Source organism: Paenarthrobacter nitroguajacolicus, assembly GCF_007786235.1.
Lineage (GTDB): Bacteria > Actinomycetota > Actinomycetes > Actinomycetales > Micrococcaceae > Arthrobacter > Arthrobacter nitroguajacolicus_A.
The window spans coordinates 104,490-116,916 of the sequence record NZ_VNFK01000003.1 but is presented as its reverse complement, the minus strand read 5'-3'; the positions used below and the strand labels follow the sequence as shown (position 1 = coordinate 116,916).

The 12,427-nt window shown below is 61.9% G+C and carries 17 protein-coding genes and 1 tRNA gene; 9 read left to right on the top strand and 9 right to left on the bottom strand.

Going from position 1 to position 12,427, the window contains the following annotated elements:
• Positions 1–14: 14 nt before the first annotated feature.
• The 3 genes from cpaB to FQP90_RS04500 all read right to left on the bottom strand — a co-directional run bounded on the left by cpaB (position 15) and on the right by FQP90_RS04500 (position 1,925).
• Positions 15–824 carry a Flp pilus assembly protein CpaB gene (gene cpaB / locus FQP90_RS04510; RefSeq protein WP_144648539.1) on the bottom strand — a complete coding sequence of 270 codons (810 nt, stop codon included), beginning with the start codon at positions 822–824 and terminating at the stop codon, positions 15–17.
• 68 nt (positions 825–892) lie between these two features.
• Positions 893–1,165 (bottom strand): FmdB family zinc ribbon protein, encoded by a 273-nt coding sequence (locus tag FQP90_RS04505; RefSeq protein ID WP_144648538.1) that lies wholly within the window; start codon positions 1,163–1,165, stop codon positions 893–895.
• Between the two features lie 145 nt (positions 1,166–1,310).
• Positions 1,311–1,925, bottom strand: coding sequence for a 5-formyltetrahydrofolate cyclo-ligase (locus tag FQP90_RS04500; protein ID WP_144648537.1), 615 nt, complete (start codon positions 1,923–1,925; stop codon positions 1,311–1,313).
• 130 nt (positions 1,926–2,055) lie between these two features.
• Between FQP90_RS04500 and galU the strand changes: the two genes are divergently transcribed.
• The 9 genes from galU to FQP90_RS04455 all read left to right on the top strand — a co-directional run bounded on the left by galU (position 2,056) and on the right by FQP90_RS04455 (position 9,084).
• Positions 2,056–2,961, top strand: coding sequence for a UTP--glucose-1-phosphate uridylyltransferase GalU (galU, locus tag FQP90_RS04495; RefSeq protein ID WP_144648536.1), 906 nt, complete (start codon positions 2,056–2,058; stop codon positions 2,959–2,961).
• Positions 2,962–2,967: 6 nt separating this feature from the next.
• Positions 2,968–3,579: a GNAT family N-acetyltransferase gene (locus FQP90_RS04490; RefSeq protein ID WP_144648535.1), complete on the top strand. Its 612-nt coding sequence runs from the start codon at positions 2,968–2,970 to the stop codon at positions 3,577–3,579.
• A gap of 145 nt (positions 3,580–3,724) precedes the next feature.
• Positions 3,725–4,615: a hypothetical protein gene (locus FQP90_RS04485; RefSeq protein WP_144648721.1), complete on the top strand. Its 891-nt coding sequence runs from the start codon at positions 3,725–3,727 to the stop codon at positions 4,613–4,615.
• A 6-nt stretch (positions 4,616–4,621) separates the two neighbouring features.
• On the top strand, positions 4,622–5,422 hold the full coding sequence (locus FQP90_RS04480) for an SDR family oxidoreductase (protein ID WP_144648534.1): 801 nt from the start codon (positions 4,622–4,624) through the stop codon (positions 5,420–5,422).
• 38 nt (positions 5,423–5,460) lie between these two features.
• Positions 5,461–5,533 (top strand) — tRNA-Ala (locus FQP90_RS04475).
• A gap of 449 nt (positions 5,534–5,982) precedes the next feature.
• Positions 5,983–6,672 carry a helix-turn-helix domain-containing protein gene (locus FQP90_RS04470; RefSeq protein WP_144648533.1) on the top strand — a complete coding sequence of 230 codons (690 nt, stop codon included), beginning with the start codon at positions 5,983–5,985 and terminating at the stop codon, positions 6,670–6,672.
• A complete protein-coding gene (locus tag FQP90_RS04465) occupies positions 6,665–7,507 on the top strand; it encodes a hypothetical protein (protein ID WP_144648532.1) in 843 nt (280 codons plus the stop codon). The genes FQP90_RS04470 and FQP90_RS04465 overlap by 8 nt, the downstream gene beginning before the upstream one ends.
• A gap of 148 nt (positions 7,508–7,655) precedes the next feature.
• On the top strand, positions 7,656–8,306 hold the full coding sequence (locus tag FQP90_RS04460) for a hypothetical protein (protein WP_144648531.1): 651 nt from the start codon (positions 7,656–7,658) through the stop codon (positions 8,304–8,306).
• Positions 8,307–8,628: 322 nt separating this feature from the next.
• Entirely contained in the window at positions 8,629–9,084 is a 456-nt protein-coding gene (locus FQP90_RS04455) for a hypothetical protein (protein ID WP_144648530.1), read from the top strand.
• A gap of 830 nt (positions 9,085–9,914) precedes the next feature.
• Here FQP90_RS04455 and FQP90_RS04450 read toward each other — a convergent pair.
• From FQP90_RS04450 to FQP90_RS04425, 6 genes are all read right to left on the bottom strand, one after another.
• On the bottom strand, positions 9,915–10,118 hold the full coding sequence (locus tag FQP90_RS04450) for a hypothetical protein (RefSeq protein WP_244296488.1): 204 nt from the start codon (positions 10,116–10,118) through the stop codon (positions 9,915–9,917).
• Between the two features lie 156 nt (positions 10,119–10,274).
• A complete protein-coding gene (locus tag FQP90_RS04445; RefSeq protein ID WP_144648529.1) occupies positions 10,275–10,613 on the bottom strand; it encodes a hypothetical protein in 339 nt (112 codons plus the stop codon).
• Positions 10,614–10,687: 74 nt separating this feature from the next.
• Positions 10,688–10,915, bottom strand: coding sequence for a hypothetical protein (locus tag FQP90_RS04440; protein WP_144648528.1), 228 nt, complete (start codon positions 10,913–10,915; stop codon positions 10,688–10,690).
• A 239-nt stretch (positions 10,916–11,154) separates the two neighbouring features.
• Positions 11,155–11,358, bottom strand: a complete 204-nt coding sequence (locus tag FQP90_RS04435; RefSeq protein ID WP_144648527.1) for a hypothetical protein — start codon at positions 11,356–11,358, stop codon at positions 11,155–11,157.
• Positions 11,359–11,410: 52 nt separating this feature from the next.
• On the bottom strand, positions 11,411–11,773 hold the full coding sequence (locus FQP90_RS04430; RefSeq protein WP_144648526.1) for a hypothetical protein: 363 nt from the start codon (positions 11,771–11,773) through the stop codon (positions 11,411–11,413).
• The gene (locus FQP90_RS04425) at positions 11,773–12,279 is read right to left on the bottom strand and encodes a hypothetical protein (protein WP_144648525.1); all 507 of its coding nucleotides are present in this window, start codon (positions 12,277–12,279) and stop codon (positions 11,773–11,775) included. Before FQP90_RS04425 ends, FQP90_RS04430 begins: the two co-directional genes overlap by 1 nt.
• Positions 12,280–12,427: the final 148 nt, after the last annotated feature.

Genomic DNA, 12,427 nt, shown 5'->3' with positions numbered 1-12,427 from the left:
GGTTGCTGATCTGGTCATTGCTGGTTCACCAACACAAAGAAAAGCTTGCCCTGCGTTGACGCGCCGGCAAGCTTTTCTGCTTGTTGGGGATCGGCCGCCACCACAACCAGCCCGTCGGTGTCGCTCGTTCCGAGCCATTCCCCAGTCTTCCCGCCTTGGGATGAGGTCCACAGCACCGGAACAGGGCCGGCCAGCACTTGGCTCTGCCTGGACTCGTCATAGGAGCCTGCCGCAGTGAGGACCACAGTCACCAGCTGGCCGGGGGAGAGTAGCTGGATGGATGAAGGATCGGCCATACGAAGCGGCACAGCTGCAGTGCCCACAGGTGCTCCGGTGAGGAGCCCCGGTCCCAGAAGGTTGGACTCGGCAGGGGCTTGGCCCTTGCCGAGGGGCGACGCGAGTTGACGGCCAACCAGGGCCTCAGCATCCACCAGTGTGCCGGAGATGGCGAGGTCAGGTGGCATGGACGCGCGGGTGAAATCGGACGCAGTGAGGACGGCACCCGTAGGAAGGTCGCGTGCTGCGACAAGGACGCTGACTCGCTGCTCGGACGCTGGAGTCAGTTGCTGTACGACGATGCCGGCGGCCACACACAGTAAGAGGGCAACCGTGAGACGACGGTTGCGTCCGATCCAGGACGTCCATCTGCGTCGGAAGCCTCGCCGGTGACCACTGCCCCGCGCCTGATTGCGGGTGCCCCCGGCGACGTTACTGCCGGGGGAAACGGAGCGATGGGCTCGGGATCGGCGGACCCTGGGCCGGGCGGCGGAAGCCGCTGAGCGTTCGGAGCGGGCCAGAAGCGTGCTTGGTGAGGTGTGTGGCATGCGGCCACGTTAGCCAGCAGTCCTGGCCCCCAGACAGCGCCCCGGAGGCCTATGTGGAAAAAGTCAGGTTAGCTGGCCGCGGCCGCAGCTGCGGGGGCGGCCGCCGGGGCAGAGGACGTGGCTGCAGGGGCTGCCGGGGCAGCGGAAACCGTGCTGCCTTTGGCATCACGGGAGTCAGTGCGGTAGAAGCCCGAGCCCTTGAAGACAACGCCAACGCTGTTGAACTTCTTGCGAAGCGCGCCCTTGCATTCGGGGCACTCCGTCAGGGAGCTGTCAGAGAAGGACTGGACGATGTCAAAGGCATGGTCACAGTCTTTGCAGGCGTATGCGTATGTGGGCACTGAGTTCCTCCTTCAGGACAAGGTTCAGGTCCTGTGCAGCAGTGCCGGAGATAATCCGCATTAGCAGTCGCAGGGCCTGAGTGCCAATTCTATCATCCGGCCAGCTGGCCTGTGCCAGTGGATGTGCCGGAACTCACCAAGGTCGTCACACTGTCCCGGCGGTGTCGTCCAGCCGGACGACACCGGAGGGTGTCAGGACTTCCCGCACAGGGCGATCAAAGGCTTCGGCGGGAATGGAACCAGAAGGCAACAGATCGTCGTCGTACACCACAGCGATGGTGGGCGGCCTCTGGCCGGAAGCGTCGAGGCCCTGGAGGAGCCGGTCGTAGTAGCCGCCACCTTGGCCGATCCGATTACCGTCCCTGTCCACCGCTGTTGCCGGCATGAAAATGCCCGCAATCGCGGCTATCACGGAGCTTTCCAGTCGTTCGCCTTCGGGTTCATCGATCGGAGCATAAGCTGACCGCACGAACAGTGTGGCGGGTGTCCAATACACCCAACTCAGCTGCCTGCCCGGCTCGCAGACCGGGAGCAGTACGCGGTGGCCGGCCTTGTGGAGCGCCTCGATGAGCGGCAGCGTGGGCGGCTCGAAAGCCACCCCGACATAGACCGCATAAGTGGCTGCCGGGCCGGGGGAGATTGTCTCCGCCCACGCCACGCCGTGCTGCGCGATCGCCTCGCCCGCGGCCAGGATTTGTTCGGGTGCGAGGGTCCGCCGCTGGAGGCGCCGGCTACTGCGGATGTCTTCCTTCGTTGCCATGTGTATCCGATCCTGAAGCTCGCGTGATGCCGGTCGAACAGCAGGGGCTGTCCGTAGTGGAAACTAAAATCCGCTTCCCGGCGCGGCGAGGGTTTAGCCGTTGATGTGTTCCTTCCGTTAGATTAGTCCGGTGACTCTCGATAACAATGCTGTCCGTAAGGCCGTCATCCCCGCAGCGGGTCTTGGTACCAGGTTCCTCCCTGCAACAAAGGCGATGCCGAAGGAAATGCTGCCCGTGGTTGACAAGCCAGCCATCCAGTACGTCGTCGAAGAAGCGGTCAAGGTGGGTCTGCACGACGTCCTGATGATCACAGGACGCAGCAAGCGCGCCCTGGAAGATCACTTTGACCGTGTCCCGGCCCTGGAAGCGACGCTGGCGGAAAAGGGCGATACCGCCAAGCTTGAGGCCATCCAATCCGCCACCAACCTCGGCGACATCCACTACGTTCGCCAGGGCGACCCTAACGGCCTCGGCCACGCTGTCCTTCGTGCAAAGCAGCACGTCGGCTACGAGCCGTTCGCCGTTCTGCTCGGTGATGACCTGATCGATGCCCGCGAAGACCTGCTGAGCGAAATGATCGCCGTCCAGCAGAAGACCGGCGGTTCAGTGGTTGCCCTCATCGAGGTGGAGCCTTCCAAGATCAGCGCTTACGGCTGCGCCGACGTCGAGGACATCGGTGAAGAGGGCCACGTGCGCATCAAGCAGCTCGTGGAGAAGCCGTCTCCGGAAGAAGCTCCGTCGAACCTCGCCGTGATCGGCCGCTACGTGCTGCACCCGGCCGTGTTCGATGTCCTGGAGAAGACGGCCCCCGGACGTGGTGGCGAGATCCAGCTGACGGACGCCCTCGAAGTGCTCGCTGCAGGCGAAGGTGAGGGCTACGGCGTGTACGGCGTGGTCTTCCGCGGCCGCCGCTACGACACCGGTGACAAGCTCAGCTACCTTAAGGCCTGCATCGAGCTCGCCTGCGAACGCGAGGACCTCGGTCCCGAGCTGCGCGAGTGGTTGCCGACCTTCACTGCCGCACTTCCCAAGTAACACCGCATGTACGGCTCTGCGATCTGGCCGGTGACGCTGGAAAGCGGAGACCTGATTCTGCGGCCCATCCGATACCGCGACAAGCGGGAGTGGTCCGAAGTCCGTTCGCGGAACAGTGAGTGGCTTGCGCCGTGGGAGGCGTCCAACCCGGCCCCGGGTGGACGCCTGCCCAGCTACCGCCAGATGGTGGCGTCCCTGAATGATCAGGCCCGTCAGGCGACGGCGCTGCCCTTCCTCATTGTTGAGCGCACGCCCGGCTTCCGGGAGCCGAGGATCGTGGGGCAACTGACGGTGTCATCCATTGTGTGGGGCTCGGCCATGATGGCCACACTGGGCTATTGGGTTGATAAAGAACGAGCCGGGCACGGTATCGCTCCGACGGCGGTTGCGATGGCAACCGATCACTGCTTCAGGGTGTTGGGGCTTCACCGGATGGAAATCAACATCAGGCCGGAGAATGCACCCAGCCTGCGGGTGGTGGAGAAGCTTGGATTCCGCGATGAGGGCTACCGCGAAAGGTACCTGCACATCAATGGCGAGTGGGCTGATCACCGTTCCTTCGCGCTCACGTCCGACGAAGTCCCGGAGGGACTCCTGCGCCGGTGGCTCAGAGGATAAACGGGCAGGTCATGGGCCTTTTTGGCCGTATCTCCAGTCATTTGCGGACTCGACCACGACACACCGGTCGCAATGCCGCCACCCCCGGTGATTTGCTTCTACGGTTTTGAATGTGGACTTCCCTCTCAGCAGCTCAGTGATACTTGTGGTCACTGTTGCGCTGTGGATGGTTTGGGTGGCGCCTTACGTTTTGCGGAACAGGCGGCAACAAGTCCAAGCGGCCGCTGTCCCAGCAGAGGCATTTGATGATGAACCAGACGACGCGCAGGCAGGGGTGGTACTGACTTTGGCACCTCAGCAGGAGAAACCGATGGAGACCATGCACAGCAAAGCACAGGCGTCGCCCCAGGAATCCCGCACGGCTGAGTCGTCTGCTCGAAAAGCTCCGGTCACTCCCTTCACCATCCGCTATGCACGGTGCACGTTGGCGTTGGCCGGCCTCGCGCTGCTGCTGACCGCAGTGATTTCCGGCGTTCTCCGTATCTTTGGAACCGGATCCGTGTGGTTGCCGTTGGTATCACTCATCGGTGCGGTAGTGGCCGTCGTCGTCCTGCGAAGGCTCGCCCTCAGGGATCTCCGCGAACGCCGTGCCCGCCGGGCCGCACAGGCCTCACCTATTCCTACGCCTGCGCGCTATTTGCCGAAGGACCAGCCTGTCGAATCGAAGGACACGCCGGTCTTCGATGCCGAAGCCAGCAGCCGCGAGGCTGCCCGTCTGTCCGCCGTGGAACTTCGCCAGGCCGCATTGGCTGTCGCTGTTGCCGCTGGCGACGAATCCGCTCAGGCCGCCGAGGGCGTCAAGGGCGCAAGCTGGGAGCCGGTCGCGGTTCCCAAGCCCACGTATGTTGATGCGGCCAAGGCGCCCAGGCCCGCTCCCGAACCCCTGGATCTTCCCGAGGCGCCCAAGCCCGTTGGCAAGCCCGTCCTGAAGCAGGCTGGCGAGCAGCCAGTCGCGTCAACGGTGGCAGTTGCGTCGGTCAAGGGCCAGAGCGCACTCAGCAACTTGGACAACATCCTTCAGCGCCGCCGCGCATAGCCACCGATGACCTCCCTCTGCGTTGCCGGTGGCACGGGTCAGGTTGGTCGTGAGGTTGTCCGTCTCGCTCTTTCGGCGGGGCACACGGTAACCGTCTTGAGTCGCCATGTGCCGCCTTCCAGATCGGAGAAGCGTCACGACGGCGCCACCTACTTAGCGGGCGATGTCACCACGGGCGAAGGGCTGGCGGCCGCTGTGGCTGGTGCCGACGTCGTTATTGACTGCCTGGAAGGTCAGTTCGGTAAAGCCCAAAGGCAATTTGCCGACGGCGGCGCACGCCTGCTTGCCGCCGCGCACCTTGCCGGTGTCCGGCGGGCGGTGGCCTTGTCCATCATCAACTGCGATCTAAGCACGTTCTCCTACTACGTCTCCAAGGCGGACAAGGAGCGGGCCTACCATGCGGCTGAGCTGGAAACTGCGGTGGTGCGTGCTACGCAGTTCCATGGTTTGGTGGCGATGATCTTCGCTGCCGGCGCCAAGGTTGGCCTCATTCCGTCGTTCAAGGGAGTGAAATTCCAATCCATCTCGCCCGTGGACGTGGCCGGAGCGCTGCTGGCAGTGGCGTTGACGGATCCGTTTCCTGAGCGGCACAGCGTGCGCACGGTGGGTGGTCCGGAGGTGCTGACCATGAGGGCGATGGCTGAGGTGTGGAAGGCCGGAACCGGCATGCGCGGCAAGATCATCGAGCTGCCGTTGCCCGGTCCCATGGGCGCTTTCCTGCGTGCCGGCCACAACCTGATCCCCGGGCAGGCCGCCGGCACGGAGACGTTCGTGTCGTGGTTGGAAAAGCGCAGGGAAAGTTTGTAGCCTAGGGACACTGGCCGGGTGGTTGAACGCCGGGTCCGGGGGCTATAGCTCAGTTGGTAGAGCGCTTCGTTCGCATCGAAGAGGTCAGGAGTTCGAATCTCCTTAGCTCCACAGATGGCGGTGTTTCTTGACCACTCCTTTGTGACAGATAAACACTTTCGTAACACTTTGGTCCGAATGATCGGAAATTCCCTGCCGATGTAATGAATGTCATCGCATGAATGTAAGCACGCCGGCCGTCCCAATATCGTCGGCTCCGCTCATGTCGTGTCTGCTGGTGCCTACGGAACGTTGCCCGTCAGCAGAGCTCTCGCATAGAGGTAACCATGAAGGAATCTAAGAGGTCTCCGGAGCTACACCCGGGTCCAGACTTGCCTGCCCCGTTCATGAGTACCGAAGAAGTGGCCTGCAGATGTGAGAGGCGGGAACCGCAACGCCTGGTTCTCCTGGTCGCTGCGGTAAGTCCAACTATTGACACTTATCCCCACAACCGTAGGGATTAGCGCCAGGGTCCGCATTCAACTATTGACACTAAACCCTACGACTGTAGGGTTTAGTGTATGCAGGACATGAGCGGGATGACCGTCGCGGAGGCCGGGGACAGGCTCGGTATCACTCGCGCCTCTGTTCATGACCTGCTCGAGTCTGGCCAGTTGACGGCCAGTGGCCGCGCTGGCCGCATGTTGCTCATCAATCGTTCGTCGGTGGAGCGCCTGGCCATGGCCGGCACCCGTCGTGGCCGCGCCTGGACGGCCAAGACTGCTTGGGCGGCATTGGCGCTGCTCTCTGGTCAGAACCCCACATGGATCAGCGCTTCGGAGAAGTCCCGCTTGAAGACTCGACTGCGTGAGCTGGACGCCGACGCCGTTCGTGTTCTTGCCCGGAACAAGGACAAAACCCACCGCTATCGGGCGACCCCGGACGGGCTGGCCGCACTTAACGACCACCTGATCCCCAGTGGTGCCTCGGCAATGCGCGCGGAATCCATTGCCGGGACCTTCGGGATGGCCGGCGGGAGCGGGACTGCCGAAGGCTATGTCATGCTCGGCGACGTATCCGCCCTCGCGGACGCGTTCGGCCTGGTTGAGGACCCCGACGGCAATGCCATCATTCATGAAGTCGATTTGGATGAACCCTTCGTTGACGGCCGGGCGCCGGTGGCAGCTATCGCTGTGGACCTCATGGCCTCACTGGCAACCCGCGAACGCAGCGCCGGACAACGCGTCATCAACGAACTGCTCCATGGCTGAAGCTGAACTGGACGTCGTCGCCGAAGCGGCAGATGACCCCGAGACCTGGGACGTGGCCGTACCTCTTGGAGGCTGGGGAACGCCATGGCCACAGTGCGTGGAACTGGCTCGGGCCCTGCCGTCCACCCAATGGACGTTGGTCGGTGGGCTCATGGTGCAGCTGCACGCTGCGGCCGCAGGCCTTGCCGTCTCCCGGCCAACGGCGGATGTCGACATCGTGCTGCACATCGAGACCGGTGCGGCGACGACGGCTGCAGTCAGTGCTGTCCTGAACGGGCTTGGGTACACCCTGGAGAAGTCCATCTCCCATGACGCACCAGCCCACCGTTTCCTCCGCGGCAAGCAGCAGATCGACGTGATGGTGGCCGACCACCTGGCCCCGGCGAAGATCCCGACGCTCGGCGGCCGCAGACCATTTCAGGTATCCGGCGGCACGCAGGCGCTGCAGCGGACTGTGAACTGCCGAATGACCGTCGACGACGACGAACCGGTCCTCATTAGCGTCCCCAATGCCCTCGGGGCATTGGTCTTGAAGGGAGCGGCCTACCGCGAAGACTCCCGGGACAGGGACCGGCACCTCGATGATGCCGCTGTCCTCTGCGCGACCATCAGAACACCTCTGGTCACGGCGACCCAGATGAAGGGCAGCGACAAATCCAGGATTCGTTCCCTGCACAAAGAGCTGGCCGATCCGGGGCACCGATCGTGGCAGCTGCTGGACCCAGTCGACCGGACACCGGCCATGGACGCGCTGCGCATACTTGCCGCCAATCACAGCCTGCCGCCAGCCAACCGCCTCAAATCCGGCCGACAACGTCGAGGAACGGCTGTCTAATAACAGTGGTCAGAAAATCCCGGCCATTGTTATTTGACGTAAGAGCAAAGCGCGGCCTACGTATGCGCATGGTCAAAGTTATAGGGGCTTGATGTGGCAGCATGCTGTCGGGGCGATCAATCTCGCCCGGTCAGAAAGGGAACCCATAGTGCCACCGCGTCAGACACCGGCCCAGAAGTTGTCGGCCAAGCTATTGCTGGGGGGTGCCTGGGCTCCGGTGACCAGCACCATCGGGTTCATTAACCGTCCGCTGGACGAAGCCGCCCTCGAATGGCGGGTGTGGGCACAGGGCCGTCCCGAGGAGTGGGGTGGTCAAGGTGTGGGCGTCACAGAACATCACGGCAAGTTGAAGGAACTGCTCGAGAAGCTGTTGCCGCTCGACGGGGGTTCCAGGTGGCTTCTTCTGGAGACGACCAATCCGGAGTGGACTGCCGTGATGGACAGCTCCCGCCAGGGCGCAAACCTGCACGCCGCCCTTCACATGCATTTCCCGGACGCACGAGGCATTTCGACCATCGAAGTTGAAGACGTTCCCAAGAACCTCAAGCGCATACCAATCGAGATCGCACGCGGCCGCTGGGGCTCCCGGCATCTAACGGTCCACGACAAGGACGGGCTGAAGAGATTTCTCAGCCTCACCGACTTTGAGCCGTGGAAGTTCAACCAGAATGGCGAGCCCTACGATTTCGAGGACACGTCCAAGTACGAGGAACCAAAGATAACGGACCGTTTCACCCACGAGATGCTCGTCGAGTACTGCCGTCAGCTGGGGTTGGAACCGTTCGAAGACGACTTCTAGGTCCCTACCGGCCGCGCCGTGTTGGTGGAGCTTCTCGGCTCTTCCCGTGAGCGGGACGGGTACACCCTGGCAGAAGCCAGAGCAGGCTTCGATGACATGGACCACCCCCGTGTGGAGGCACCCGTGGAATGGAAGCAGCTCCACCCGTCCGGCGTCGAATACCCGCCCTATGATGCTGCGTTCCCGATGACCGGGTACAAGCGCTTTGCCAAGCCAACCCCGTGGGATGACGCCCGGACAGAATTTGAGCAAAAGCCTGCAGCGGTACAGCTCTCATCCGGCGGAGGCATCCCTGAGTGTCGGCCTCGATGAGCATGGGACATTGGCCTCCCCGACGTTTGAGATCACCAGCCCGCGACTCAGTGTCCTGGTCGCCCCGACACTGCTGGAAGCGCCGGCAGCGGTCCGTGAGTACACGGCGGCGTTCATGAGCGTCCAGTACGAGGAGTTCAACGGTAAGTCCGTCTACAAGGCGTTCTATCCGAACAAGAAGCAGATGGCCGTCATCCGGAAGCTTTACAAGGACCAGGGCCTGTACCCGTTCGACCAGCCATCCGACGGCGTCTACTTCACCCTGGCGCTGGACAAGATGGTCCGCATGATGACCGACCTGAAGCTCACATCTGAGCTCGTGGACTGGGAGAACACCATCGCTCAGGCAGGGCCCAAGGAGGTGCCTTCACCGGACCGGCGAAGCCACTCGAAGGCCTGGGACATCCGACTGCACATCCAGGAGAACGAGGACGCCATCTGGAACGCCGAACTCGACGACCGCTAGATCCGCGGAGCACTCCGCAGTGCTTGACTGAATTGAATCGGATCGGAGTGGGTTGAGTCTGAAATGAGGAGATGTCTCGGGGTGAGTCGCTTCGCGAAGTGTCCGCGGAACGGGAGCGTAAGGATGGTTTCGAGACCGGTGTTCCAAGCTTCGATGAGCGCGGCTAAGCTAATCCGCTCCGGGCTCGGCTCTACCGGCATTCTCACATCGCGGACCTTGGTGAACCAGTCGACGAATGCTGACTTGTCCAACCCTTTGAAGCCGTACTCATCGGACCACGATGGCGGGATAGCGGGATGGAGTTTACGGCCAGGTAAAGACTGCGTCTTCATCAGTTCTGAAGTGGGATGAATGTGCTTTGTGTCTTCTATTTCGTACCAGTGCATGGCTCTGGCCCATGCACTTTTCCACCGCTCTTCCCACTCGTCAGCGTCCGGACTCCGCGGTAGTTCAGAGTCGCCAGTATCCGGCGGAGCGGCCAAGGCGGGAACTTCCTCAATCCCGTCCAGCCGCCAAGCTTCTCGCACAAACAGAAGCAGTGACAGATGAGCCGGACAGCGGTCGACACTTATGACCATGTCGCGCGGCCACGCACTATGTAATGACGACTGACCCAAACGCATGATATGTCCCCCTTCGGCATCACCATACTCGGGAGGCTGGGCTTAGTGAATGAGGCAGTTTGCGGCGCGGGGACACGTGCTTCGGAGGGAAACCGCAGAGAACCGGGCTGACTCCCACTGACCTTTTAGCGTGATCGGCCCAGCAAACGGCTCTGCTGACAGCCTCGGTCCCGAGGATACAGCACACGACGGCGGCGGCCAGGCAGATCACGACGACAACAGACCCGATGATGCCCGGAGGACGTTGCGGGGCCGGGCGAACACGGAATATCCGGCCACCAAAGCTGCAAGTGCCGGCACAGTTACGGACACGGCCATGACCGTTCGTCGGACCGGGATCTGGTCCCTGTAGTAGGCCGCGGAGTGCTGGCCGCTGCAAGATCGAACCCGGCCCACTAAGCCTGCAGTCATGCATTTCACTCTCCGCGTCTTCGGGGTAGAGAGGAGTGGGCGGTCTCTCAAGGGAATTACCTGAGCAGCGAGCGTTCTCGGCCGAAACGCCGGCTGTAGTGAAGGCATGGCGGCGGGTGGGAGTGGAAGGAGCTCGAGCGGGCAGAATTGGTTAGGTCAAATAACTACTGTTTTGCTTCCACAGGTCAACCGCAGTACCCCGTCGGCGGAGTCCAAGTGGCAATCTTGATCTTCCACGCGCGGCCACCCTGAGATTTCAGGAGCACTCCGGACCCATTTGTAGTGGAAGTCGTCATTGGGGATGTAGATGTCCACACTGTCGCCGTCAAAATCATCCTGTGTCACGATCACGGACTGTCCGTCTGGGGCTACTATCCTCAGGCTGTCCCCCATGCCGTAGACGCCCGTGTAGGCAAGGATGGAGAGGATGCCCACGTATGGCACCGCCGCGGCAGCGGCCACCAGCGATGTCCACCCGATGATGCGCCGTGGCAATTTTCGCGGAATTTTGGCAATCAGTGCGGGGATGAGGAGAACCGGGCCGGCTGTTCCGCCGAGGAGGGCGACGATCAGGAACCAAGCGGCGATTGAATGACCGGTATGCCGGCGTAGAGGAGCAGGCCGTCTCGTGAAGCGGCCAAATCCGCCTCTTTTGTGGCGTGGTTTGCCCACATGGCAAATGCGGCAAAAGCCAGGAAACCTGCGCCCCAGATTACGCGTCGATTCACCGGTTGCTGGCGAATACGCTCCGCCGTTGGCTCGTGGAGACCGGCTGCCGTGGGTTTCGTTTGAGCCATGACCCAAGACTATTTGACGGGAACCTATGCTCTGAGACCAGGAGCAATGCGGTCTCGGTGACACAGTGGCTGGTGATAGCCGAGACCTTTCGGTCGTTTGAAATGTGCCAGAGCCCAAGGACAGTACCTGAGGAGAAAAGCTATCCCGGTTTTCGCGTCACGATCCGGCTGGAGCCACCACTGTTTATCTAGGAGAGATTCATCCTCGTCTGGGCGTGTCGTAGGCTCCGATGGTGAAATCAAGAATCGTTGACCCGCGGTACGTTAACCGTGTTGACCTGGAACCGTCCTACCGGGTTGATTTCTGGACGGCCGCCGGCGTCGCTGAAGAGTGGCAACTTACCGAGGTCGCAGATGTCACTGAGGTGCTGGCGTGGGCTGAGGAGCAAGCGAATGGACGGGCCTTCGTGTTGTGCTCCGAGTTCATCCACGAAGGCGGCCATGGAATGATTCGGCTCCTTGGGCAAGAGCCTCCAGGCGTCTAACCCAGGGCGCCTACGGATTGACGGCGGGGTCGCATTCGAACACTGCAGGGTTCCGCTGCAGGCCGTCAAGGGAGCAGCGACTTCGCTGACCTTCGAAGAGAACATCGACGTGGCCCACGGACCATCCTGAAGCAGCGCGATACCCGTTGCCCCACTTGAGATCGAGGACCTGGCCACCTCTGGATTCGACCTTGGCTTCGATCTCGGCCCTTTGCCTCGAATGGTCAAGCTGCAGGCTGATTCCGTAGGCGATGAACCCCAGCAGAATCACGGCCGAGAGTACGATCGGTAGCCGTCCCTCAAGAGTCTTCCTTCGCTGGGACCGGCGTTTCCTCGAGGGCTTCTTCGTCGGCGGTTCGTGAGGGTTGACCATCAGCTTCCCGCGGATCCTGTCGACGCTCCGGTGGGGCAAGACTTTGATGCCGATGACTCCGGGGTCCGGGGACGTTGGGGACTCAGCCAGTAGTCATACAGTGGCTGCTCCAGTGTCTTCCAGCGGTCATCGGGAAGGAGATTGCATGAGTTCGTGCTCAGCTGAAGATTGATCTCGCCCCCTGAAGTTCCGTTCTCTTTCTCAGTGCGGGATACAAGCCCTATGCCCAGGTTGAACTCCTGACCAGCGGCATCCAGCCTGTCAATTGCCGCTGTCAGGTGGGGCCACAGAGGTGTTTGATCCAAGGGTCCTGGTGGCTGTTGCGGAATCTCTGTGTTGAAAGGGGTCACCTGTGAGTCACCCACGTTGTACACCATCACGTCGATGTCGTTTTTGGCTGTACCGCTGGGCTTCCATTCACGCGAGTACACCGTGACATAGGTGCCATCCGGAGTGTCACCTTGCAGGGCTGAACTGGCTGCCTTGCCGTTCAAAGCGATTCCCATGTCTGTCTCCCCAAACCGAACAATAAATCCAGCGACTAGCATAACTCCTGCCAGCTTCCAGGGAGGGGTGAAGCAGGTGGGGACTTCTGGGATGGACGAATGCCTGATGAGCCCCCAGGCCATGTCTCGTGATTGGCCATGGCAGCAC